Below are 25,717 nucleotides of genomic sequence, written 5' to 3' on the forward strand. Positions count from 1 at the left end.
CAAGGAAGGAGCGAACCCCGTGGCGCACACAGCGTCGGACACCGTGGAACGCATCGGCGTCGTAGGAGCAGGACTGATGGGCGCGGGCATCGCGGAGGTGTGCGCCCGGGCGGGCCTGGACGTCCTGGTCGCCGAGGCCGGCCGGGACGCGGCCCGCGCCGCCCGCACCCGGATCGAGACGTCGCTGCGCCGCGCCGCCGGCCGCGGCAAACTCACCGCGGACGAGGCCGACGCCGCCCTCGCCCGCCTCCACCTCACCACCGACCTGGGCGACTTCGCCGACCGGGACCTGGTCGTCGAGGCGGTGGCCGAGCGGGAGGACGTGAAGACCTCGGTGTTCGCGACGCTCGACAAGGTGGTGGAGCGCGAGGACGCGGTGCTCGCCTCCAACACCTCCTCGATCCCCGTCATGCGGCTCGGCACGGCCACCACCCGCGCCGACCGGGTCATCGGCATCCACTTCTTCAACCCGGTCCCGGTGCTCCCGCTGGTCGAGCTGGTCCCGTCCCTCCTGACCGGCCCGGCCACGCAGGACCGCGCCCGCGCCTTCGCCGAGAACCGCCTCGGCAAGCGCGTGGTCCTGGCGGCGGACCGCGCGGGCTTCGTGGTCAACGCGCTGCTTGTCCCGTACCTCCTCGCGGCCGTACGCATGCTGGAATCCGGCACCGCCTCCGCCACGGACATCGACGACGGCATGGTGCAGGGCTGCGCCCACCCCCTGGGCCCCCTCGCCCTCGCGGACCTCATCGGCCTGGACACGGTCACCGCGATCGCCGAGTCCCTCTACGCGGAACACAAGGAACCCCTGTACGCCCCGCCGCCACTGCTGCTGCGCATGACGGAGGCGGGGTTGCTGGGGCGGAAGTCGGGGCGGGGGTTCTACCGGTACGGACCCAGCGGGACCGGCGTGAACAGGGGCGGTTCCTCGTCCGGTGTCAGCGCGGTCGGGCCGTAGAGCAAACCTCACGCGGTCCTCGTACCGCACGGCCCGGCGTTCCTGTCCTTCGCGTACCGCTTCGACACGGAGTACTCGGGTCTTTCGACGCCCCGGCGGGCATTCGGGCAGCCGAACGCCCGCCGGAGTCGGGAGCCGTGGAGACGGGACCCCTTACGTCAGAACGCCAGGGCCGCGCTCTTCGCGAGGACCGCGTTCAGGGTGCAGCCGTTGGCGAACGTCGCCGACCAGTCGACCCGTCTGCCTTCCCAGAGCCCCGTCGCGAAGACCGTCACGGGCGCCCACTGCTTGGTACACACGGCGTCCGTGGTGGGGCGCGCCAGGTCACCGAACCGGCCGTCGGCAGCCCGCAGTTCGGCGCAGGCCGCACGCGCGTCGGGGTGGGTGCCGGAGGGCCGCGGAGCGCAGGTGAGCGTGACCGAGCGCTCCACGGCGACCGTCGTGGCGTCGGCACCCCGGCCCATGGCCAGGACGAGGTCGGTCGGCGCGTAGAGCCCCTTTTCCCGGGCCGGTGCTGAGGGGCGGTCGGAGCGGTCCTGGGCCACAGCCGGTGCGGCCGTCGCGGTCAGCAGACAAGCGGCGGCGGTGGCGGCTGCGGCCACCGTCCCGAGTACATGGCGCATGAAGGTTCCCTCTCTCCTTGAACTCCGCGGGGTTCCCGCGGAGTTCTCTCGGACTTCCCGAACGGACGACGCGGGTGCTCGTCGCGGTGAGGAGTCTCGCCTGTGCGGAGAGTGAGCGCCAAGCGGGGCGTCGACTACCGGACGGCTCTGTTCGGTCAACGGTGACCAAGCGGCAAACTCCGCTGGCCAGCGCGGAGAGTCAGGCCCTGGGGTGCGCGCCCAGCATGCGGGTGCCACCCGGTGGTTTAACGCATAACGACGGCCTGACCTGGGCAGACAGAGGTTCACGTCTCAACCTCGTCAACCAGCGGTTACCGTCAACGACCGGAAATTGCTCCTGCGCTCGGTGAGGGCCGGCAGTTCGGGCTCAGCCCATGTGCGGATAGTCGATACCGACAGGGGCATTCCAGGTTTCCTTGATGGCCCGCGGGCTGGTCCAGCGCTGGATGTTCATCAGCGACCCGGCCTTGTCGTTGGTGCCGGAGGCCCGGCTGCCGCCGAAGGGCTGGCGGGACACGATCGAGCCGGTGGGCTTGTCGTTGACGTAGAAGTTGCCGGCCGCGCCGCGCAGCTTCCGGTGCGCCTGGTCGATCGCGCCGCGGTCCGTGGCGAACACCGCGCCGGTCAGCGCGTACGGGCTGGAGGAGTCGACCACGTCGAGGATCTCGGCGTACTTGGCGTCCTCGTAGACATGCACGGCGATGATCGGCCCGAAGTACTCGGTGGTGAACACCTCGTCGGCCGGGTCGTCGCACACCAGGACGGTGGGCTCGACGAAGTAGCCGGTCGAGTCGGAGCAGCCGCCGCCGGCGAGCACCTCGATGGAGCCGGTGCGTGCCGCGCGGTCCAGGGCGGCCTTGTGCTTGGCGAAGGCGCGGGCGTCGATGACGGCGCCGCCGAAGAAGGAGAAGTCGGCGACGTCGCCGTACCGGATGGAGCGGGTCAGGTCGGCCAGTTCGTCCCGCAGGCCGCCCTCCCAGAGCGAGCGCGGCGCGTACGCGCGGGACGCCGCGGAGCACTTCTGGCCCTGGTACTCGAAGGCGCCGCGGGCGAACGCGGTGGCCAGCGGTCCCGGGTGGGCCGAGGGGTGCACGACGATGAAGTCCTTGCCGCCGGTCTCGCCGACGATGCGCGGGTAGCTGCGGTAGCGGTCGAGGTTGTCGCCGATGGTGCGCCACAGCTTCTTGAACGTGGCGGTGGAGCCGGTGAAGTGCAGCCCGCCGAAGCCCGGGTCGGCGAGCGCCACCTCACTGACGGCCCGGCCGTCGCCGGTGACGAGGTTGATCACGCCGTCGGGCAGCCCGGCCGCCTCAAGGAGCCGCATCGTGAAGTGCGCGGCGAGCTGTTGCGAGGGGGTCGGCTTCCACACCACCGTGTTGCCCATCAGTGCGGGGGCGGTGGGCAGGTTGCCCGCGATGGCGGTGAAGTTGAACGGGGTGATCGCGGTGACGAAGCCGTCCAGGGGGCGGTAGTCCATACGGTTCCACTCACCGGGAACCGAGCGCGGCTGTTCGGCCATGATCTGCCGCGCGTAGTGCACGTTGAACCGCAGGAAGTCGATGAGTTCGCAGGCGGCGTCGATCTCGGCCTGCTGCACCGACTTGGACTGGCCCAGGATGGTGGCGGCGTTGATGGTGTCCCGCCACGGCCCGGAGAGCAGGTCGGCGGCGCGGAGCAGGATCGCGGCGCGGTCGTCGAACGACATGGCGGCCCAGTCGGGGGCGGCGTCCTTGGCCGCCTGCACGGCATCGGCCACGTCCCGGGAGGTGGCCTGGGCCGCGGTGCCGAGGACGTGACGGTGGTCGTGCGGCTGCACCACGTCGAACCGCTCGCCTTCGCCGCGCCGCTGCACGCCGCCGATGGTCTGCGTGAGGTCGATGCGCTCGGACTTCAGCTGCGCGATCCGCTCCTGCAGCGACTCCCGCTCCGCCGAGCCGGGCGCGTATCCCTTGATGGGCTCGTTGTGAGGCTCCGGTACCGAAGTGATGGCATCCATGAGGGTCCTCCTTGGGACGGTCGTCCGGGAGCGCCCGATCGCCTCGGTCATCGCGGTGGCCGAGGCTGAGGGGAGCACGTCGGCAGTGGCGAGCCGCTCGACGGTCCGCACCTGTCAGGACCAGCATGGCAGCCCCTGGCCAACCACGCCGGTGGCTCGTCGAGACCGGCGTCCGTCGACTCGGCGCCCCGGCACCCCGCCACCCCGGCACCCCGGCACCCCGGCGACGTACCCTGCGAAATGGTGCACAGGGGCTCGCCGAGCACGGGGACACTCCGCGTACGGCGCGGGGTCGGCCTCTTGCCGTCATCGTCGCCCCGGGCAACGTCAACGACGGCTTGCAGCTCGATCACCGCCGTTCAATGACCGCGTCGAACCTCGGCTCCGTACGCAGCAGTTCGGACTTCTCCCCTCACAACTCGCTCCTCGGCCAGTCCAGGAGTCGGGCGCCGATGACCGCGGTCTGCAGGGTGTAGCGGTGCAGTGGGTCGGCGGGGTTGGTGCCGGTGAGGTGGTGGATGCGCTCCAGGCGGTAGGTCAGCGCGCGCACGCTCAGCGAGAGGCTGCGCGCCGCCTGGGCCGCCACGCAGCCGGCGTCGAAGTACGCCGTCAGCGTGTCGAGGAGCGGCCCCGCTCCGCCGCGCGCTTCGCGCAGCGGTCCCAGGGCGCTGGTCACCAGGTCGGCCATGGCCTGGCGGTCACGGGTGAGCACGGGGTAGACCAGCTGGTCCGCGGAGTGCAGGACCGGTGCGTCGAGCCCCATGCGTGCGGCCAGATCGAGGGTGCTCAGCGCCTCCTCATAGGACTGCACGACGCCTCCCGCGCCCGCGTGCTGGCGGCCGATGGCCACCTGCCCGCCGTCGGTTGCGGCGTGCGCCTGCTTGGCGAAGTGGACCAGCACGTCCTTGTCGTCGCCCGGCGCGATGCAGATGAGGCGGCCTTCCTTGGTCGTCAACAGGATGCTGCGCTCTCCGAACCGGCCGTGCATGGCGTCGTCCACCCGACGGGCCACTGGGTCGGTCTCGCTGTACGCCCGGCTGCCCTGGGCGACGGCGACCGCGTGTTCGCGGGCCAGGCGGAGGCCGAATCGCTCGGCCCGCTCGGCGAGTCGGCCGAGCGAGCTGCGGCCGTGGAGCAGGTCGTCGATGAACTCGCGGCGGAAGGACTCCTCCTCGCGAACGGCAAGGCGCTGCGCCCGTTCGTAGCCTTCGGCCAGTGCGTCGACGACCTGTTCCACCGCCGCCAGCGCCCGGTCCGCCGAGTCCCACGCCTCCGTACGCGGCCATGCGGCGCGCATCTTCACGACGTGGTCGCGGATGGCGGAGCGCAGGCTCTGCCCTGCCGCGGCGGCGGCCTCTCCCACCGCGCGGCGGGAGTCCACCTCGTCGCGGGTCAGCCGACGCCCGGTGCGGGCGACTTCGGACACGAGCTCGGAGTACCCGTCGAGGCCCTGCTCCTGAGTGTTCTGCTTCGTCACCTGAGGCCCCCGCGCTTGCCGTCCGTGCACCGCCTGTGTGCCGCCGCGCCGGTCAACACGCCCCCTTGGTGTGCCGCCCCGACGGGTTGGCCAGGACGTTGCGCGGATCGGTGGCGCGGCTGATGGCCGACTCTACGGCGGCGAGCCGGTCGGCCACCAGGTCGAGCGCGGCCACCGCGTGGGTGACCGGATCGTCGCCACGGCCGCCGAGACGGGCCGCGCGGACATGGGCCGCCTTGATCTCGGCCCAGCGTGCCGCTCCCTGCGGGGTGAGCGTGGAGCGGAGCTCGGCGAGCTTGAGCAGGTTGCCCTCTGCGCCGGTGGTCAGGGTCTGGGCCTCGGCGGTGTAGTGGTCGTCGATGAGGGCGGCGAGCTCGGCGTCGTTCATCACCGGGTCGATACGTGCCGCGATCTTGTTCATGTCGCGGTACGAGCCCTGGAGCCGGAAGGGCGGTTCGGTCCGGGACTCGTCGGACTGTGCCGCCGAGGCGATGTAGGCGGCGTTGACCGCGAGGACCGTCGCCCGTGCGGTGAGCAGGTGACGCAGTACGGCGACGATGCGGTCGAGCTCGGCGTGCGCGTACGGATGACCCAACTGGTCGCGGCGCGCCGTGGGGTCGCCATCGGCAAGGCGGAGCAGCAGGTCCAGGTCGGCGCGGTCGCGTCCGGCGAGCGGGGCGAGGACGGGGTTGGCGGTCAGGGCGTTCTCGACGAAGCTGCTTGCGCACGCGTCCTCCTTGCCCGTCAGGACCTCGCCGAGGTTCCACACGTCGGCGCGGTTGGCGAGCATGTCGGGGATGCGGAAACGGGCGCCGGACTCGGTGTAGGGGTTGCCTGCCATGCAGACGGCGAAGCGTTTGCCGCGCAGGTCGTACGTGCGTGAGGCGCCGTTCCAGACGCCTTCCATGCGGCGTTGGGCGTCGCAGAGCGAGATGAACTTCTGCAGGAGTTCCGGCGAGGTGTGCTGGATGTCGTCGAGGTACAGCAGGACGTTGTTGCCCGCCTCCAGGGCGAAGTTGACCTTGTCGATCTCCAGGCGTGAGGTGGCGTTCGGGGCCTCGGCCGGGTCGAGCGAGGTGACGTCGTGCCCGAGGGAGGGGCCGCTGACCTTCACCAGGATCATGCCGAGCCGGTCGGCGACGTACTCCATGAGGGTCGTCTTGCCGTAGCCGGGCGGGGAGACCAGGAGCAACAGGCCGCCCGCGGACCCCAGTTGCTTGCTGAGGCTGTCGCCGATCAGGGGCAGGTAGACCTCGTCGATGAGCCGGTTGCGGACGAAGGCGGACATGACCTTGGGGCGGTATTCGTCGAGGCGCAGCCGGGCCCGTTCGGCGGCTGCGAGGTCCGTCCGGAGGGACTGGTAGGCGCGGAAGCCGGGGACGGTGGCGGTGCGGAACCGTCGGGTGCGGTCGAGGAGTTCGTCGATGCGTGCGGTGAGGGCGCGGCCCTCGATGCGCGGGTGGGCGCCGAGGAGCCCGTCGACGGTCGCGGTCAGCGGTGCGGCGCTGTCGTAGCGCGGCAGGTCGCGGCAGAGCTCGACGGCGACCGCCTCGTCCAGGTCGCCGCTCTCCCCCGTGGCCGTCAGGTAGGAGCTCAGCCAGGCTTCGGCAAGCTGGCGTCGGGCATGCGGGGCCGTGACGGCGTCGAGATCGTCCTCGTAGGCCGAACTGTCCGTGGCGTGACGGAACTTGTCGAGGAGCGTGCGGCTCGCCGTGGAGGTGACGAAGCCTTCGGGTCCGGTGGTGAGCTCGTCGAAGAGGTACGCGGCGGCGTCCCCGTCGCCGGTCCTGGCGGCGAGTTCGGCGCGGAAGTCGTCGATGGCGGGGGCGAGTCCGAAGGTGTCGCGGGCGCGGGCCAGGGACACGGCGCGGCGGGTGATGAGCGCGCGCTCGTCCGCCGTGGTGTCGTGCGCCCAGTGGAACTGGGCGGCGGCGCGGGCGCGCGGGGTGTACCGCAGCAGTCCGGCGTCACCGTGCAGGCGCAGCAGCGCGCGCAGGACGAGCGTCGCGTCGTGGTCGTGGACACCGCGTTCGTACCCCTCGTCGTACGCGGTCTCGGCAGCCGCCCGCACGAAGGCGGGCAGGTCGTCCACGGCGAGCAGGGCCTCGGCGCCGTGTTCGTCCAGGAGGCGGGCGGCGAGGTGTTCTCCGCGGTAGACCTGCGGGTTCTCGGAGGGCAGGGGCTGGTTCCAGTAGGGGCGCAGCTCGGCGAAGGCCGGGTCGGTGATGGGTGCGCGGTAGTCGGTGCCCGTCAGGGCGAAGGCCATGCCGTCGCCGTGCGGGACGATGGTGAGGTCGAGGGGCTGGGTGTTCACGGCGAACCGGTGGCGGCCGAGCCGGAGCGTGTCACCGCCGTCGGCGTACAGCTCGGTGCGGTCGCGCAGGGAGCGGGCGGCCTCCTGGCGGGCCGCGCCGATGCGGGCCTCCAGTTCCTCCGCCCGTACCTGGTCGCCGAGTTCGCGGAGTTCGTCGACGGTGCGGCGGACCTTGCCGACCATCGGGTCGGAGGCGAAGTAGGTGTTGATCTCGTCGACGGAGGCGAGGCCGGCGAGGCGTCGGGTGACGGTGTCCAGGACACGGCCCGCTGAGGTCGCCAGGCGTTCGGCGTGCCGGGCGCGGGTGTCGGCGAGCGACTGCTTGCGGGCGGCGAGCGCCTCGTACAGCTCGGTACGCCTGGTGTCGATCTCGCCGAGGAACGCGTCCGATTCGGCGAACCTGGCGTCCAGGTTCTCCAGTTGGAGCAGGAGGCGGGCCAGCTGTTCGTCGCAGCTCTCCGGCGTGGTCGCGGCGGCGAGCGCGCCGGTGACGGCCTGGCTGAGCAGGGCGAGTTCCGCCGCGAATTCGGCCCGGTCCTCGTGCATCGTGAGTTCACGCCGTCGCGCGTCCAGTCCGGCACGGGCCCGGTTCACGTCCGCGAGGACCTCGGCGATCCGCTCCAGGACGGCGGTACGGACGGTCGCGTCGCCGACGTCGAGCCCCGCGACGACCTCGGTGACGGTCTGCAGCCGCTCGGTGAGCTGCCGCAGCCGGTCGGCGAGGGATTCGGCCTCGGCGGCGGTGGTGATCGCCTCCGTGTCGGCGGCCAGCTGTGCCACGTCGGCGTGGTGGGCGGCGAACGCGTCGGGGCGCTGCAGGAAGGCGACGGCGCGCCGCCCGGCCGACGCGAGGTCGTCCGCGAGGTCGGCGGCGAGTGCGTCGATGCGGTCGGTGTCCGCGTACCGCAGATCCTTCAGCGTCAGCAACTGCCCCTGCGCGAAGCGGAGTTCGGTCAGACGGTCGATCCATTCGGTGGCCTCGTGCGGGGACTCGCCGCGGATGCGCCGTACGAGGGCGGTGATGCGTGCGGCCGACTCCTCCAGGGCGTCCGCGGCCTGCCGGGTGAGGGCCTGGACGGTCGCGAACTCGGCCAGGACCTGCTCGGCGGTGGCGCGCACGGCTTCCAACGGGGTGCGCAGGTCGCCGACTTCGTCCTCGCCCAGCCAGTGGTGGGAGTCGGCCGTGCGGACGCAGGACGCGAGCAGCGCTTCGTAGACACCGGTGGTGGGAGTGGTCCCGGTGACGGCGCGGGCGACGGACAGGCAGTCGGAGATGCCGCGCACCAGGTCGGCGTTGCCGATGCGGGCCGGCGGGCCGTCGTCGGCCGTCCGGGCCGCGGCGTGGGTGTCGGCGTGGGTGTCGGCGACGAACGGGGACCGCCAGATCTGCACGGGGTGCACCCGCGCGGGCTCAGCGGCCCCGGTCCGCAGCACGCTCAGCGTGCCGTCGTCGAGGAGCGCGTACCCGTGGCAGGGCAGCGGGTTGGCGATCTCCTTGCGGATCAGGTTGTACGGCAGGAGCAGGCTGCGGCCGTCCTCGCGGGCGCGGAAGGCGTAGAGGACGTCCTCGCCGTTGGGTGAGCGCACCGTGCGCTCGAACTCCAGGCCGTCGGTGTCCGTACCGTCGAAGGTCTTGTACGCGCCGCTCGCGAGGCAGTAGCCGCCGGGGAAGACGATGCCCTGGTCCTCGGGCAGCCGTCGGCACGCCTGCCCGATGCCGTCAAGCCGGATCACAGCCTGAGTCAAGGTGTGGAAGACCAGGTGCCGCGAGGCGGTCTCCTTGTACGGCCGGACGCGCAGCAGGATCAGCGGGCCCACGCGCGCGTGCTCCACGTCGGCGTCCGCGAGGGACTGCAGGGGCTCCTGCACCGGCTCCGCGTGGATGCCTCGGCCGGTCTCGGTGTCGTCCTCCACTTTGACGGTGAGCTGTCCGCCGACCGTCGAGACGAACACTTCGCCGCCGACGGAGACGTGCGGGTGCCGGCCCTGTACATGGTCGTCGCGGGTCGCGGCCGTCCACGTGAAGTCGTGGGCCGGGGGTGCGGCGTGGTCCCGGTCGCCGCGTGCGTCCAGGAACTCGGCGCGTCCGTCGGCGGCGAGGGCCCAGCGCAGCACCCGGATGTCCTCGGCCCGTTCGCCGGTCTGGAAGACGGCGAGCAGCTTGCCGTCGACGTGCCGGAGCCGCAGCAGTCGGGCCTGGCGGTAGTAGCGGAACAGGGCGTCGAACTCGCGGACGAAGCCGAGGTCGTCAAGGAGCCCGGGGACGGTGTCGTCGGGCTGCCGGTTCAGGTCCCGGTCGAGGAGGGCGAAGACGTCGGCGACCGTGGTCTGCGACGTCGACTCCGCTCCGGGAGCGCGGTCGCTGCCGAGGAGCAGGGTGTCGCCGATGGCGACGACGTCGCGCGGGGTGCACGGGCAGTCAGTGCGCAGGCTCCTGGTGTCGGCGAGGGCCAGTTCCGTGGAGCCGAAGGCCGCCACGCGCTGTTCGTTGAGGGCGGAGGCTCGGTCGGCCAACTGCCGTGCTTCCTTGGCCAACCGGGCACGCAGCACCTCATACGTTCCCGCGTCCAACCCGGCCTCGACTCCAGGCCCGGTCCCGGGCTCGGTTCCGGCCTCGGGCCCGGGCCCGGCCTCGGTTCCGGGCGCGGTTCCGCTCCTGGTCTCCATGGTGTCCGGCGTCCTTCCGTGTGGTGCCTTGTGGTGTCGCATGGCGCGTACGTCCGTGGGGGGGCGCGGCGGGGCGTACGGGGCCGGGGCCGCTGCCCCCCGTGCAGCAGCCCCGGCCGGACCGGGTCAGCCCGCGGGCGTGCTCTTGCGGGCGCCGTTCAGCTCGACGATCGGCATGTCGGCGATGCCCAACTGGCCTGCTTTGTCAAGGAGCTCACGTACGGGCCCCGTCTGCCCGCCCTTCATGAGCTTCATCAGCAGTGCGGACACCGTGAGGTTCTGCACGTCGGCCGTGGAGACCGAGCCGAGTACCTTGGCCAGGTCGTCGGTGAAGCTCGCGGTGCCGTCCAGCCACGGTCCCGCGAGGGTCTGGGCGGTGTCGGAGTTCTGGACGAAGGCGTCGACTCCCTTGCCGAGCGCGATCGACGACACAAGCCGGTCGAAGAAGACGGACTCGCCCCCGACGATGCTGATGTCGGCGTTCTCCAGGCCGGTGGCCAGCACCGTGGCCTGTGCCTCGGCGACCTGCCGCTGCACGTCGATACCGGCGATGCGGATGTCCTTCTCGGCTTCCAGACGCAGCCGGTACTCCTCGTGCGTACGGGACGCCTCATCGAGCGCGGCCATCGCAGCCGCCTTCTCCGTCAGGCCCGCGGCCTCCGCCTTCAGCTTGGCCTCGACGCCCTCGGCCTCCGCGCGCATCCGCGCCTCGATGGCCTGCGCCTCGGCGCGGCCCGCCTTCTCGATCGCGTCGGCGTCCTTCTCCCGGACCTGCACGGCCGCGAGGCCCTCGGCCGCGCACTCCGCCTGGACGCCTTCGGCCATCCGCAGCTTGGCCTGGGCGTCCAGGTCGGATGCCTTCAACCGGGCCTCGGCCAGGGTGAGTTCCTCCGCGGCACGGTGGGTGGCGGCCTGCTCGGCGGCCTCCGCCGCCTTGATGCTCTTGACCAGACCCTCCTGCGCCTGCGCCTCGGCGGCGATGATCACGGCCTGCCGCTGCCGCTCCGCCTCCTCGACGGCCCGCAGCTTCAGAATCGACTCCTCCTGCTCGGCGACCGTACGGTCCACGGCCACGCGCTCCCGGATGACGTCGGCGATCTCCCGCTTCTCCGCCTCGACCTCCTTCTGGGCGGCGATCCGGGTCAGTTCGGTCTCCCGGTCGCGGGCGATGACTTCGAGGAGGCGGTCCTTCTCGATGCGCTCGCTCTCGACGGCGATGACCCGCTCGCGGTTCTTCTGCGCGACGGCAACCTCGCGGGCCTGGTTCTCGCGCTGCACGCCGAGCTTCTCCTCGGTCGCGAGGAACGCTCCCTGCGCCCGCAGCCGCTCCTCCTCCACCACTCGCGCGGTCTCGGCCTCCTCACGCGCCCGTACGGTGTCGACCTCGCGCTTCTGCTTGATCTCGGCGTCCGCCTGCCGGCGCTCCAGCTCCAGAATCGCCTCGCGGGCGTCGACGTTCTGCCGGGTGATCTCCTTCTCCTCGTGCCGCGTGAACTCGTTGGTGCGCACGTGCTCCACGGCCGTGAGCTCGGTGATCTTCCGGATACCCTGGGCGTCGAGGACGTTGGACGGGTCGAGCTGGCTCAGCGGCGTCTGCTCCAGGTAGTCGATCGCCGCGTCCTCCAGGCTGTAGCCGTTGAGGTCGGTGCCGATCAACTGGATGATGCGGTCCCGGAGTTCGTCGCGCTTGGTGTAGAGGTCGGCGAAGTCCATCTGCTTGCCGACCGTCTTGAGCGCCTCGGAGAACTTGGCGTTGAACAGCTCCTGCAGCGTGTTCTGGTCGCTGGCCCGGGCCGTGCCGATGGCCTGGGCCACCCGGATCACGTCCTCCACGGTCTTGTTGACCCGTACGAAGAACGAGATGCGGATGTCTGCGCGGATGTTGTCCTGGCAGATCAGGCCGTCCCGGCCGGTGCGGACGATGTCGATGGTCTTCACCGAGATGTCCATGACCTCGGCCTTGTGCAGGACGGGCAGGACGACCTGCCCGGTGAAGGTCACATCGACCTTGCGCATCTTGGAGACGATCAGCGCCTTGCCCTGCTCGACCTTGCGGAAGAGCCGTGTGACCACGAGCAGGACGGCGACGACTACGAGCAGGACAACGGCGACGGACACGCCGATGCCCAGGGTGATGGCATCCATGTGAAGTCCTTTGGAGCGGTGAGAAGTTGAGACGGCGAGCAGCCGTGAAGCGACGTATGGGAGCGGGTGTGCGTGCTCAGGGCCTGCGGATGCGCGGGGCTCGATCCAGCGGCGCGGAACCGAGCTCCGCGTCATGGGCCGCCACCCAGAAGAACTCGCCGGTGTCGTCGTAGGCGTACAGCAGACCCGTACTGCCGCCCGACAGCGCGTCGGACCCGTACTGCCGGACCTGGACGATCGCGGTGGACCCGTCCCGCGCGGCGACCTCGGCCTGGCCGAACTCCGCGTCCACCCGCCCCGTGCGGATGGTGCAGAGCGCCCCGACGAAGTCCTGCCGGGACGGGCCGGGTTCGTCGGGGAACAACTTGGCCATCGGCCGCACGAGGGCCCGTGCCGCGCACCAGGCGACGGCGAGGGACAGCAGCAACACCACGGCATCGGCGGCGATATGGGCGAATCCGCCCAGTGCGGCCCGCCCGGCGAGCACCGACCCGGTCACGCCGGTGAGCCAGCCGACCACGATCACCAGCGACGCGGCAACCGTGACGGGCACACCGCCGAGCCCCAGAGCGCCGAGGTCGACGTCCCCGTCGAAGCCGTCAGCGTCGAGACCGCCGAGCAGCACCAGCAACCAGAAGGCGACGACGACCAACAGGGCGGAGCTGAAGACGACGCCCGGAAAACCCACGGCCGCACCGAGAAGTTCCCCCATGCCCGTCCTCCCCCGTGTACTCGGTTGCATCGGGAGCGTGTCCGGGTGCCGGGATCCGCTTCGGGAACCCGGCACCCGGGCTCTCCCCCGTTTCCGCCCACAGCCATCTTGACGCGCCCCATACGCCCACCGCATTGCCGGAACCCGGCAGTCTTTACGCGCTGTTGATGCCGGATACCGGCCCGCATGATTCGGCGCCGGGCCGGCACCATCCGCGCAGTCAGAAATAACTGCAGGTCAGCACCTATTTGCGGCGGTTCTGAGCGAGCTCCAGACCCATGCACCGTAAACCGAGCGGCACCGCCGGCCAGGCGATGCGCACCGTCACACCAGGTCGGACAACAGCTCGTCGAGAACCGTCTCCTCCTCGACCCGGATGCCGAGTTCCATGAGCGCTGCGGACAGCTCCGGGTCCCAGGGGGCCTCTGCCGGGCGGCCGGTGAGTGGCGGACCCGTCGGGCCTCTGAGCGCCGCGGCCCGATATTCGGCGGTCGTGAAGCGCCACGGGTGCCAGGGGACGCGGCGCAGGAGAACAGAGGCGATGCGCAGCCCGCCCCAGTCGAAATCACCGTGGTAGTGGAGCCTTGCGCCACCCTCGTGAAGGTGTTGCAGGAGGGCGAGAGCGGCGGCGGACGGCTGGCCCTGCAGACAGACCAGCGGCGAGCAGTCCCGTCCGTGGGTATCGGCCGCCGCCCCGAGCACGGCCGGGTTCTCACATACGTGAACAACCTCAGCGGTGGGGGCCGGCGGACGACGGATGAGCTGCCGCAGGGTCAGGACGGCGGGTTCCCCCGTCTCGGCCATCCAGTCCAGGGCAGGGGTGCCCCGCAGGTTCAGGGCGAGGACGGTCGAGGACAGCTCGTCGCGCAGCAGACCCGCCGACGCCCAGGCATCCCGTCGCCACTGGGCGCCGGCCCCGTCGGGGAATCCGGTCAGCGCGCGAATACCGGACAGGGTGACGGTGGCCAGAGCGGTACCGTCGTCCAGCGCGTGGGCGCTGTCCAGGACACGGGCGGCGAAGGCGGGCACGGAGACCGCCGGGTCGGCGGGCAGGGCACGCAGGACGGTCGCGCTGTGGCTGAGCAGGAGCCCGGCGGCTGTCGGGGTCCCTGCCAGACGCCGCACCAGGCCGTCCCCGCGGAGGCGCACGACCCAGGCCTTCAGGGCCGGGCGTTCCTCGGCCAGCTCGTCGACCGGGGCGAATGCCTCCTGCCAGGCGTCCTCCTCGGCCCTGCGGGCGGCTCCGAGGAGGGTGACCGGTCCGGTGAGCGCGGTGATCGCCTCGGCGAGCCCGTCCGGACTGATGCCCGACCGGCGCAGCACGGCATCCACCGCTTCCAGACGCACGGTCAGGGAACGGCCGCCCCCGGGCACGCGGCCGAGCAGCCGTTCGGCCGCGCGCCGCTGGTCCGGGGTGGGCCTGGTCAGGGTGACGGCGCCGGTGAGCGGCTGCTCGGCCGCCAGACGCCGGCGTACCCGCTCCACTAGCCAGGCGAACTCGGGAACCCCGAGCAGACGACGCAGTCGTACCGCGTCGACCGGGGCCGCTCCGGTGCCCGCTGTCAGCTCCACAAGGGCTCCGGGCTGCCGGGCACGGTCGTATCGGCCGCTGAAGTGTTCCGGACCGGGTCATCGCGACGCACCCGCCGCATGCCGTCCCACTCCCATCGCGTGACCAGTACGGCCGCCACATCGTCGATCCGGGACAGCTGGGCGATGGCGATGCCGGGCACCTGCGGGTAGCAGGCCCACTCCCGTTCGCTGGTCATCACCACGTCCAGATCGAAGGCATGCAGCAGACCGAGGCACTTGGCGCGGGAGTCGTCGTCCACGCCGGCGAACGCCTCGTCCAGGGTGACCAGCCGCGGTGCGTGGGGGCTGCTCGCGCTCGCGTAATGCGATGAGGCGGCGGCGAACAGCGGCACGGACACCGCGAGGGCGCGCTCACCGCCGGAAGCAGGACCGGTCGCGGGGACCCAGCGGCCCTGCTGGTGGCGTTCGACGCCGAACTCGTGCCAGGTGCGGTAGTCGAGTGCGGCGGTGAGGTGTTCCGTCCAGCTGCCCGAGGTGTCGTCGATCTGCTGGCGGGCGATCTGTGCCTGGAGGAACTCGCCCACCGCCGAACGGTCCTCGGAGGTCCAGGCATCGGCGGACTGGCGCAACCGCTCGCGGGCCTGTGCCAGTCCGGCGGGGGCCTTGCGGGAGGCTCGCCAGACCAGCCGCAGTTTCATGCCGGTGGAGGTGGGGCGGTCCTCCAGCTCCGTGTTCATGTCCCGGACCTGCCGTTCGGCGGCGCCGATGAGTTCCTGGAGGGTGCCCGCCACCTCGGTGACCAGATGGGTCTCCAGGATCTCGCGTTCGTGGGCGGACAGGATGCGGATGAGTTCACCGACCTCGGCGGCGAGCGCCTCCGCGAGTTCAGGTACGGCCCGTTCCCGCCCCTGGTACACGATGTCGACGACCATGCCGTCCTCCACCATGCGGGCAGAAGCGGTGTGGCCGTGCCGGGAGAGGGCATCCTGGAGGACCTTGAGCTCCTCGCCCAGCCGGCGCTGTACGCGTTGCCAGGCGCCGTCGGAATCGTCGGTGGCCGTCAGGCCGGACTCGATGGCCCTGGCCAGGGCGACGGCGGGGGTCGCGGCCCACGGCCCGTCGTCCGCGGCGGGAACCGGCAGATCGGGCAGGGCGACCGTGATGAGGCCGGTGGCGGTGAACCGCTGGAGGCCCGCGACGGCTTCCGCCCGGGCCGCAGCAGCGTCGGTCAGCCCCTTCTCCAGCTGGTCGATGCGGCCCTCGGCCTTGCCGGCCTCCCGGTCGGCCGCCGTATACCGCTGCCGAGTGGCCTTCTGGCCGGTCAGGCAGTGGCGCAGGGCTTCGGCGGTCTCCGTGAGCCGGTGCTGGAGCTCGGCGACGGCGGCGCCGACGGTGGAGCGGAGCGTCCGGTGCCGCTCGTCGGCGGCAGCCGCCGCACGCCCGGCGTCCTCGGCGCGCCGGGCGAGTTCGACAGCGCGCTCCCCCGCCCGGGTCGTCTCGCCCTGTTCGTCCTCCACCTGGCGGGCGGCCTCGGCCCGTTCCCGCAGTGCGGGCCACAGAGCGGCGAGGGCCACGGCGAGGGCACCGTGTGCGGCGTGTACGGCGGCCAGGCCGGCCCGGTCGGCGGGCAGCCCCAGATCGGCGGCGGCTGCGGTGAGTTCCGCGGCGGCCAGTTCGGCCCGCTCCGCTGCCTCGCCGAGTCCGGCGGCCCTTTCCTCGCGCCGGAGCCGGGTCGCTCGTACCGCCTCGGCGGCAGCCGTGATCCGGGCGTGGGCGTGGACGAGCGGGCCCTCGTCGGGCAGGCCGGCCAGTTCGGCGTCGAGGGTCCGGCGGCGTGCGGCCGCTGCCTCCGCTTGCTGCCGGGTCTCCTCCGACTCCTGCTTGAGCACGCCGAGTTCGGCTCTGAGGGAGGCCACGCGGGCTCGTCGGGCGGCTTCCCGTGCGCCTTCGCCGATGTACTCGGCGGCCGGCTTCGTCCAGCGGCCGGTCAGCACGCCCACGCGGAACCGTCCGTCGGCCGCCACCCAGGTGCCGGACCCGCTTTCCTCCCCAAGGCCGACGGCGGCGAGCAGCCGTGCCGCGGTGACCTCGCCCACCGCGGCGGCCTGGGCGTCGCCCCCGTCCACGGCGGGGCGCAGCAACGTGCCGAGCCCGGGGCCGGGCGCCGGCCCGGCGTCCGGCGACAGGAGTACGTCGTATCCGTCCGCGACGAGCGCGGTGCCGTCGGGCAGGACCCAGGCGTCGAGCAGCCCCGAGGCCTCCAGCGCGGCCTCCAGTCCGGCACGGTCCGCCTGAGGCAGTCCGTCGCGGAAGTCCACCAGCCGCCACAGCGGTGCGCCGGCAAGGTGCTCTCGGTGACCGGGCGTGCGGGTGTGCGGAGGCCGGGGGGCCCGGCGGCCACCCGCCTCCAGTGCGCTGAGCTCCGCACCGATCTCACCCGTGCGCGCCGTCAGGTCGGTGAGCCGCCGGGCCGCGTCCGCCGCGAGCCCGGCGAGCCGCGCCGATGCCTCGCCATGTGCCCGGGCGGCGTGGCCGCGGGCCGGATAGTGGCCGTCGCAGTGCCCGGTCCACTCCTGGAGTTCGTCGAGCAGACCCGCCACGTCGGGGCAGGCCAGCTCGGTCCATGCCCGAACGCACTCCCGTACGTCGTCAAGGAGGGCCTGCCCGGCGGCAGCGGCGGCCTCTTCCGCGCGGCCGTGCGCCTCGGTGGCCTGGTCGAGGTCGGTGTCCGCCTCGTCCAGGCGGACGGCCGCCTGGCGCCGCCCCTCGGCCGCGCGCTCGGCGCTCGCGGCGAGCTCCTGGGTGTGGGCGAGCGCGCGACGGCCCCGGTCCATGGCTTCCTCGGTTGCCCGCCGGAGATCCGTCTCGGGGAGCGGTCCGTCGCCGGGCAGTTCGATCCGGGCCGTGCCCGCCGCTTCCCGCACGGCACGGAAGGTGTCCTCGGCGAGCAGCCCGGCGGTACGCAACCGGTTCTCGGCGGCCCCGAGGCGGCCCAGCGCCCGGGTGTGGTGGCCCGCGGCCTGCTCCTGGTCGTCCAGGGCCCGGTCCCGGGCCTCGGTGGTCCGCTCCCGCGCGTGCGCCGCCTGCTCCAGCTCCCGCGCACTGCGCATCTCCGGGCCCTCGCGCAGAGCCGCGTCCTGAGCCTGCAGCCGGGCCTGAGTCTCCTCCAGCGCGCCGAGTTGTTCCTCGGCGGCCGCTCGCTCCTCCTCTGCCCGGACTCGCTGGGCCTGGGCATCGGCGAGATCCCGCTGGAGGTGCTCGTAACGGGAGTGCTCCGCGCGCGGGAGACGGGCACGGCGCCGCGTGGCGATGCGCGCGTACCGGCGATAGTGGTCCAGGAAGCCGGAGGCCGCCCGCTCGGCGGCGGAGGCGGCTGCCAGTTCCTCCTTCTCCTCGTCCAGGGACCGGAATGCCTCGGCCACATCGGCGATGACGGCCTGGTCCACGGGCGTCAGGGCCTCGGTCAGTGCCCGGGAGAGGGCAGCCTCGTTGGGGCGCTTGGACAGTTGCGGCTGGCGCAGTTGGATGAGCAGGTCGACCAGGGCTCCGTAACGTTGCTCCCCCAGCCCGAACAGCGCCTCGTCGACCGCCCTGCGGTAGGTCCTGGCCTGGTCGTACACCATGCCGTGGCCGGCGACGGCCTCGGCGAGCCGGTCCCGGGACAGCGCGGTTCCGGTGGCGTCGAGCAGGCTGAGCGCGTCTTCGGCGGGGGTGTCCCGGCCGTGGTCGACGCGCTGGTCGGTGAGCGCGTACCAGTGGCGGGCGATGCCCCGCCCCCGCACGGCCTTGAGGCCGCAGAGCAGGGTACGGAAGTACGGTACGCCGCTGGTCTCGTCGCGTCGGCCGAACTCGATCCAGGTGTACCCGAGCCGCTCCGAGTGCGGGTGCTCACCGTCGAGGAGAAGGTTCCACTCCATCCGCTTGCCGGGATCCGAGTCGGGCTCCACCCGGCGGGAGGTGAGGTCTCCGTCGAGCAGGAACGGCAGGGTCAGGGCCAGCACCTTGGACTTGCCGGTGCCGTTGTTCCCGCGCAGCAGCAGCCGGCCGTCGCGGAAGTGGAACTCCTCCACGTCGTAGTGGAACAGGTCGACCAGGCCGATGCGCAGGGGCTGCCAGCGGGATCGCTCGGGGGCGGGGAGGCGGGTCACGGATTGCCGGCCTTTCGCTGCGCGGGCATCCGCGCTGTCGTGGTTTCGATGACGACGGCCGGGCCGACCGCGTACCGGGCGAGGGCGGGAAGCGGCGCCACGCCGCGGTGCGTCCGCGAGGCGAGCTTCAGCGCGGTGAGCCGGGCCACGGCCTGCTCGACGAGTTCGGCCTCCATGCCCGGTTCCCGGGCGGACTTGGCCCAGAACCCGCCGTGCTCGGCGGCGAGTTCCCGGACACGGCCGGCCAGCTCGTCGGCGCCGACCGGTCCGTCCACGGCTGCCAGGTGCTCGGCGAGCAGCAGGGTGACATGGCCGTACGTGCCCTGTTCGGGCATCCGCAGGTCGGTCAGATCGTCGTCCGGGTCGACCATGGCGATGCCCTCGGCCCGCACCTCCGGGACGAGTCCGGTCAGTTCGGTGATGCGGGCGGTGAGGAAGCCGCGCTGGCGGGTGAGGTAGGCGAGTTCGGCGTCGTCGAGTTCGTCGTAGTAGAGCACCGGGTCGTCGAGCAGCCGTCGGGTCAGCGTGCGCCGCAGCGCCCGGAACCGCAGCTCGTCGCTGTCCAGTGCGGTCTCCGCGACGAGTTCGGCGAGCCGGTCGTCCAGCGTTTCGGCGTCCACCGTGGAGGGGCCCCGTCGGGCGGCGAGCAGTCCGGCCAGTACCCGCCGTTCCACGTCGTACAGCACGTCCCCGGCCCCGCTCACGTACGCCTCCTCGTCACCGGCGACGCGCCGCAGCACACCGAGGCCGAGCAGGAGCCGTACGACGGCGGCCAGGTCGATGCGTTCGTCGCGCCGGTCGAGGGTGAACTCGATACCCGCGGCGGTCAGATGGGGGTCGGCGGCGTCGAGGACCACCTGGTCGGCGAGCCGGCCGAGCGCGACCTGTGCCTCACCGCGTTCGAGAGCGGCGAGGGCGAGGCAGAACAGCACGTACCGGCGCCGGGTGAAGGGAGCCGCCGCCCGGCTCACCTCGCGCGCGGGGTGCGTGGGGTCGGTGAGGACACCGGGGATCTTGCGCAGGCGGGCGGACCCGGCATCCGTCAAAAGCGACCATCCGGTGTTCCGGTCGAACCATTCACGCAGTTCGGAGGCGTGGCGGCGGGCGAGTCGGAACTCCTCCGGGGCACGGCCGCGCGCCAGCAGGAGGGGCTGTTTCAACAGGGCGCGCGCCGCCTTGCGCAGATCGGCGGCGTGCTGCCCGTCGAGCACCTCGGCGAGCTGAGGGTTCACGGCTGCCCCTCCTCGCCCGTCAGGTCGATGATCTCGATGAGATGGTCGGGTCCGCGGAACACCCCGCCGGGTGTGCGGACGTGGGCCGTGGCCTGCTCGGCCAGGGCGCTGAGCCGGATCTCCATGGAGCCGTCGTTGCTCGTGGCCACGGTATGGCGCATGCCCGGCCGCCAGGTGGCCAGCGCGTCGCCGAGCAGGTGCAGGAACAGGCCGAACGCGACCGGATCGAGTTCGCCGAGCCCGGAGAGGCGGGTGATCCCGTCGGTGACGAGCCGGGCACGCGCCGCCGCGATCTCGGCTCGCTGCTTGGCGGCCACCTCGGCGAGCTGCCGTCGCCGGTCCGCCCGGTCCTCGACCTTACGCGGCTTGCCGCGCCGCTCGTAGCTGCCGGTGCGCCGCAGCTGGGGGCTGATCCGGAGCGGCTCCGCCCCGGCCCACGGCGTGCCCGCGGGAACCGGCCGCGCGGCCCGCGCGGCAAGGGTGTCCGCGTCGACGGTGAGGTGACGCGCCGGATAGAGCCCGAAGGCAGTCCGCCACAAGCGGTGCCGTGCAGCGTCATCGGGCGCCTCGGCGAACCAGCGGGCCAGCGTGCGGAAGTCCGCGGACCGGTCGGAGCGCCCGGCGCGACGCTCGTTCAGCGACCGTACGACGGCCAGCAGCTGCGGGATCGCGCCGAGCGCCCGGCCGCGCAACAGCCGCGCCTGCGATTCGCGGCCGTCCCGGCTGATGAACCAGGCGGCCAGCCCGGCCCACCGCCCCGTCCACCGCTCCAGGGCGTCCCGCTCGGCCCGCACCGACTCCTCGGGACCGGCGTCGGCGGCCTCCCGCGCGGCGGCGGCCCGCAGCAGCCCCTCGATCAGGCCGCCCTCCTCCAGCTCCAGGATCAGCCGGGCGGTCCGGCCGCCCAGCGTGATCAGGTCCTGGATGAACCGCTCCAGATACTGGATCAGCCGGTCCTTGTAGGCGAGGAAGACCTCTTCCTCCACCTCGTGCAGATCGATGGTGCGCTGCAGGGACCCCATGAAGGCCCGCGCGTTGTCGGCGAGCGCGCCGAACCGGCTCGCCAGCGCGTCCAGCGCCAGGTGCGCCTTGGCCGGATCGGGCTCGTCCTCAGCCGCGAGCACCAACAACGCCCGCAACTGCGTGACGATGTCGTGCAGGGCCACCGCCTGGAGCGCACCGCGCCGCCCGAGCGCCTCGTCGTACACGCCCAGCGCTTCCTCGGCGGCTTCGCCCGCCTGCGTGAGCTGGTAGATGAAGCGCTTCCGGTAGAAGTCCTCGACGGCGGTGACCCGGGCGGTGTCCGGGTCGGCCCGCAGGTTGCCCCACCCGACGAGGCTGTCCAGCGCCTTGGCCACCGAGTCCACCCCGTCGGGCCGCGCCTCGGCCGGCAGCGCGGCGTACACGTCCTCGGGCCGCAGATGCACGGCGAACCGCTCCTTGGCGGTGACGAAGGCCCGCATCGCGTGCCGGTAGAGCACGGCATTCGGCGCGGTGAGGTGGGCGAAGGGGCCGTACGCGCCGGGCTGCGCTTCCGGGCCGGTGGTGCTGTGGGTCATCGCGGGCCATTTTCCCCTACGGGGCGCGAGCGCAGCCAGGGACTGGAGCAGCTGGCCGGATCTCACCGGTCGGGCGGCTTGCGACCGCGTTGAGTCCACCTGCCATCGGACATTCACTGTATGTGACAACCCCCAGGTGGGTAGGGTGCGGCGCAGCAGCGGGCAGGCGACCTGACCGGGCGGATCGGGGGACGGTAGGTGGGATGGCGCGAGGAAATCGCCTCGGCTCTCGGCGAGTGGATCGCCGTCGAGGGGGGCGCGGGCAGGCAGCCACGGTGGCAGCGCGTCGGCAGGGCGGCCCGGAGCGGGGATCCCGGTCGCTACGTGGTCGATCTGCGGGGCTCCGACATCGGACCGGAACAGCTCGACTCCCTGAGGCTGGCCGGACCGGACGATGACGGCATCGAGACCAAGGGCGTCGCCGTCTCCGAAACCGTACAGAACGGCTCCCTGCTCACGCTGCGGGTACCGGAGTTCACCGAGATCGCCGACCCCTGCCTGTGGATGCTCAAGCAACCGCCCACCTTCCTGATCGAGGCCCTGCGTGACGGCATCGCGGGACTGGGCGAACATCCCCTCGCCACTGCTCTCGCGATCGCCGCGATCGGCGGCCCCTCAGCCCACGCCGTCGACCCGCCGGGCTTCCATCCCGCCCAGGCGGACGCCTACCGGGCCTGCCTCGGCGAAGGCGTCCACCTGGTGTGGGGGCCGCCGGGCACGGGGAAGACCACCGTCCTCAAGCGGGCCATCGGTGACCTGATCGCCCAGGGCCGGCGTGTGCTGCTGGTGTCGGCGACCAATATCGCCGTGGACAACGCCCTGCTGGGAGTGGTGCGGGAGAAGCGCCACGAGCCCGGCGACATCGTCCGGGTGGGACCGCCGCACCTGCGCGAGGTGGCCGAGGACCGGTCCGTGTCCCTGCCCCTGATGGTCCGGGCCCGGCTGACGGACGCAGCGGCCCGGCGCGCGGCACTCGAAGCCGAACTCGTCGCGATCGGGGACCGGGCGGGGCAGCTGGCAGCGTTGGAGAGCAGCCTTGCGGGATTCGACGCCCCGTCGTACTTCGCGGCGCTGAAGCTCATACGGATGCCCGGACAGGACATGGCAGCGACGCAAGCCCGGGTGACGGAGGCGGAGCAGCGGCTCAGCCGGGCAGTCCAGCGCCTGGCTCACCTCGCGGAGGCCATCGGGACAGCGCAGGCACGTCAGAAGGCCGCCGACGCCGCGAAGGACCAGTGGCGCGACGTCGACGACCTCTCGGAGGAGATCACCCGGGTGCGGGAAGCAGCCGGTAACAGCGAGGCCGACGCCCTGCTCGCGGACGACCACCGCCGTGCCCTGGAGCTGAGGCTGAAGGCCCTTGAGGCGAAGGGTGCCGTCGGCAGGTGGCGGCAGCGCGATGTGATCACCGCCCTCCAGGACGAGCTGGTGGACGCCCGGCGGACCGCCACCGACGCCCGTATGGCAGCCAAGGAGGCCCGCGCCACCGCAACCGCGCACATCGCCCGTACCGGTGCACGTATCAACGCACTGGCCGAGGCCATCCCGCTCACCCGGGACCAGATCGCCCGGCTCGAAGCCGACGCCGCGTCCCTCGTGGCCGAGAGCGAGCAGGCGCAGCAACGGGCGCTCGCCCTCGAACGGGAGGCGATCGGGGCGTCCGAGACCGCCGCCCGCGCCCGGCAGGCCCATGACCTGACCGAACACGCCGCCGGACGAGGCTGGCCGGCCCAGCACGACTCGGCCGAGCGACTGCGTCCCGCCGTGGCCGCCGACCGCACCCGCCGCCCGGAACTGGAGAAGCAGTACCAGCAGGCGCAGGAGGCGTACGAGCGGCTCGCCCGCAACGCCCAGGGCGAGATCATCAAGTCCGCCAAGCTGGTCGCCACCACCCTGGCCCGGTTCCGCACCAACCGAACGGTCTTCGAGGGGCCGTACGACGTGGTCCTCGTCGACGAGGCGGGTGCCGCGACCCTCCCCGAGGTCCTGCTCGCCACCGGAAAAGCGGGCCGGGCGGCCGTCCTGCTCGGGGACTTCATGCAGTTGGGGCCCGTCATCCCGCCGTCCCTCGGCAACAACGACCGCCCCGACATCAAGCGGTGGCTGCACCCGGACGTCTTCCAGCACTGCGGCATCCATGAACCCCCCGACGCCCAGGCGCACCCGTCCTGCGTCACGCTCACCGAACAGCACCGTTTCGGGCCCGCCGTCATGCGCCTGGCCAACGACCTCGCGTACGGCGGTGTCCTCACGGGCGGCCCCCAGGTGCTGCGGGAGCGGCCGGACAACGACCCCGAGATCGTCCTCATCGACACCGACGGACTGCACGAGCTGGCCCGCGCCCACCTGACCGGCAGCCGCAAGGGATGGTGGCCGGCCGGCTCCCTCATCGCCCGGGCCCTGGTGGAACTCCATCGCGAGCAGGGTGAAGAGGCCGGCATCGTCACTCCGTACGGCGTCCAGGCCGAGGCCACGCTGGAGGCGCTGCGCGACGTCGAAGGCGCGGGGCGCCCGCCGGCCGAGGTCGGTACCGCCCACCGGTTCCAGGGGCGGGAGTTCGACGTCGTCGTCTTCGACACGGTGGAGGGCAGTGGGGACAGCCGCGAGCTGTGGATGGCCCTCGCCCACCGGCAGCCGGGGGCCGACCCCTGGCACCGCAACGGCGTCCGCCTGTTCAACGTGGCGGTGACCCGGACCAAGACCCGGCTGTACGTCGTCGCCGGCGGGGCCCGCGTCAGGAACGCCAAGCCCGGAACGGCCCTGGCCCGGCTCGCCGCGCTGATCGGATCCCCGGGCGTCCGGGTCCTGAAGGCCCAGCACCTGATCGCCCCGCCGAAGGCCCCGGTCCCGTTCCGCGGCGAGTTCGGCACGGCTCTGGCGCAGGTGCTGGGCCGGCACGTGGAGGTGACCGACGTCCACGACGAGACGACCTTCTACGACACCTTCACCGAGGAGATCCACCAGGCACACCACTCCCTGTGGCTCTGGGCGCCGTGGGTCGCGAAGCGGGTCCGCTCCCTGCTGCCCGCCCTGGCTGCCGCCGCCGACCGAGGCGTACGGATCACCGTCTTCATCCGCGACGACACGGACCAGTTGCAGCGCAAGCCCGCGAGCCAGGCGCTGATCGCGGACCTGCGCGCCGTGGCCCACACCGTGATCCCGATGAACGTCATGCACCAGAAGATCGCGGTCTTCGACGAGCGGACCGTCCTGCTCGGCAGCCTGAACGCCCTGTCCCAGTACTGGACCCGGGAGGTGATGGTCGCGATGCGCGGCGCGTACTTCGCCCGCAAGCTGCTCGCGCACGAGCACGCGGAGACCTTCGCCCGCCCGCCGAAGTGCGGCCGGTGCCAGGGTACGGAGATCGAGATCCGTCGGCGGAAGAACGGCAACTGGTTCTGGCGCTGTTACGCCGCCGCGTGCAAGACCACCCCTTCAGGGCGCTCCAACGCCTGGACCCAGGAGATCCGCCTGCGGGCCGGCCGCTGAAACCTGTCCTGTCCCCGCTGCTCCTGGCTGGGCGCAGCTGCCAGGTGACCTCCATCGACTTGGGGCGTGGGCGCGTGTTCGCAGAACCGGTGGAGAGCGGCGGCATCGCCAAGTGGTCCAGCGGAACGCCCAGGAGGGGCGAGGCAAGGAAGCCCCGGCGAGCGGCAAGCCGCTGGTCGTGGACGTGGCGGAGCTCAACCCCGACCTGGACGTCGACCACCGCACGGCTCGCGCGGGCGCCCGCCTGGTGCGCCGCATCCCGGCTGATCGGCGAGCGTGACCACTGCCAGGACTCCGTCGACGCCGAAATCGTCGGAGTCCTCGTGAGAGAGCAGGACGGCGTCAAGGCGGCCGAGGCGCGCGGCGGCCCGGTGAAGGACAGCGGACCCCTCCAGGACGATTGCGAGCACCCGGGTCCCGACGGCCGGCTGCACGGGCGTGTGCGCGCGTACGATCCGGACCGAAGCGGTCATCTCGGCACGCCGGACCATCACGTTGAAGTCCACGATCGGCCCGCCGAGCAGTTCGCACTCCGTGGCGGCGTCGCCGGAGAAGGCAAAGGGCTCGTACGGGACGTCCATCACCTCTGATACCCCGTCGACCGTCAGGGCCATGCCCGGTCCCTCGACCACCGTGATGATCCTGTCGACGCCCGCGAAAGCGGAGAACGGACCGCTGTGCGCGACGTCGGCCACGCTGACACGCCACACGAAACCGCCCGTCCCCGCCCCCTCCGGGTGGGCGGCGACCTCCGACGTCACGCCACCCCCGTTCTTCCAGGGGGCAGGCGTTCTCTCGTCGGCGCGCAGAATCCGTGGTGCCATGGGGTTCCCTCTCCGGTCGATGGCTGCGCTGTCCGGACACGCC

At 72.4% G+C, this 25,717-nt stretch carries 13 protein-coding genes; 2 read left to right on the forward strand and 11 right to left on the reverse strand.

Annotated features, from left to right (window positions below; genetic code table 11):
- Positions 1–19 precede the first annotated feature (19 nt).
- Entirely contained in the window at positions 20–955 is a 936-nt protein-coding gene (locus tag QIS99_RS08675) for a 3-hydroxybutyryl-CoA dehydrogenase (RefSeq protein WP_282512094.1), read from the forward strand.
- A 158-nt stretch (positions 956–1,113) separates the two neighbouring features.
- Here QIS99_RS08675 and QIS99_RS08680 read toward each other — a convergent pair whose 3' ends face one another.
- From QIS99_RS08680 to QIS99_RS08725, 10 genes are all read right to left on the reverse strand, one after another.
- Positions 1,114–1,578, reverse strand: a complete 465-nt coding sequence (locus tag QIS99_RS08680) for a subtilase-type protease inhibitor (RefSeq protein ID WP_282512095.1) — start codon at positions 1,576–1,578, stop codon at positions 1,114–1,116.
- Between the two features lie 367 nt (positions 1,579–1,945).
- Positions 1,946–3,574: an L-glutamate gamma-semialdehyde dehydrogenase gene (gene pruA / locus QIS99_RS08685; RefSeq protein WP_282512096.1), complete on the reverse strand. Its 1,629-nt coding sequence runs from the start codon at positions 3,572–3,574 to the stop codon at positions 1,946–1,948.
- Between the two features lie 412 nt (positions 3,575–3,986).
- Positions 3,987–5,051, reverse strand: a complete 1,065-nt coding sequence (locus QIS99_RS08690) for a PucR family transcriptional regulator (RefSeq protein ID WP_282512097.1) — start codon at positions 5,049–5,051, stop codon at positions 3,987–3,989.
- Positions 5,052–5,103: 52 nt separating this feature from the next.
- Positions 5,104–10,032, reverse strand: coding sequence for a DNA repair ATPase (locus tag QIS99_RS08695; RefSeq protein WP_282512098.1), 4,929 nt, complete (start codon positions 10,030–10,032; stop codon positions 5,104–5,106).
- A 126-nt stretch (positions 10,033–10,158) separates the two neighbouring features.
- The gene (locus QIS99_RS08700; RefSeq protein WP_282512099.1) at positions 10,159–12,177 is read right to left on the reverse strand and encodes an SPFH domain-containing protein; all 2,019 of its coding nucleotides are present in this window, start codon (positions 12,175–12,177) and stop codon (positions 10,159–10,161) included.
- Between the two features lie 76 nt (positions 12,178–12,253).
- Positions 12,254–12,889, reverse strand: coding sequence for a hypothetical protein (locus QIS99_RS08705; RefSeq protein WP_282512100.1), 636 nt, complete (start codon positions 12,887–12,889; stop codon positions 12,254–12,256).
- Positions 12,890–13,213: 324 nt separating this feature from the next.
- The gene (locus QIS99_RS08710) at positions 13,214–14,461 is read right to left on the reverse strand and encodes a TIGR02679 family protein (RefSeq protein WP_282512101.1); all 1,248 of its coding nucleotides are present in this window, start codon (positions 14,459–14,461) and stop codon (positions 13,214–13,216) included.
- Complete coding sequence (locus tag QIS99_RS08715; RefSeq protein WP_282512102.1) at positions 14,452–18,570, reverse strand: TIGR02680 family protein; 4,119 nt, start codon at positions 18,568–18,570, stop codon at positions 14,452–14,454. The genes QIS99_RS08710 and QIS99_RS08715 overlap by 10 nt, the downstream gene beginning before the upstream one ends.
- Positions 18,567–19,802: a TIGR02678 family protein gene (locus tag QIS99_RS08720; protein ID WP_282512103.1), complete on the reverse strand. Its 1,236-nt coding sequence runs from the start codon at positions 19,800–19,802 to the stop codon at positions 18,567–18,569. The genes QIS99_RS08715 and QIS99_RS08720 overlap by 4 nt, the downstream gene beginning before the upstream one ends.
- On the reverse strand, positions 19,799–21,361 hold the full coding sequence (locus QIS99_RS08725; RefSeq protein ID WP_282512104.1) for a TIGR02677 family protein: 1,563 nt from the start codon (positions 21,359–21,361) through the stop codon (positions 19,799–19,801). The genes QIS99_RS08720 and QIS99_RS08725 overlap by 4 nt, the downstream gene beginning before the upstream one ends.
- Positions 21,362–21,559: 198 nt before the next feature.
- Between QIS99_RS08725 and QIS99_RS08730 the strand changes: the two genes are divergently transcribed.
- Complete coding sequence (locus QIS99_RS08730; RefSeq protein WP_282512105.1) at positions 21,560–24,850, forward strand: AAA domain-containing protein; 3,291 nt, start codon at positions 21,560–21,562, stop codon at positions 24,848–24,850.
- A 194-nt stretch (positions 24,851–25,044) separates the two neighbouring features.
- Here the strand turns inward: QIS99_RS08730 and QIS99_RS08735 are convergent, their stop codons facing one another.
- Positions 25,045–25,674: a HutD/Ves family protein gene (locus tag QIS99_RS08735; protein ID WP_282512106.1), complete on the reverse strand. Its 630-nt coding sequence runs from the start codon at positions 25,672–25,674 to the stop codon at positions 25,045–25,047.
- Positions 25,675–25,717: the final 43 nt, after the last annotated feature.

It is taken from the genome of Streptomyces solicavernae (assembly GCF_029968095.1).
GTDB lineage: Bacteria > Actinomycetota > Actinomycetes > Streptomycetales > Streptomycetaceae > Streptomyces > Streptomyces solicavernae.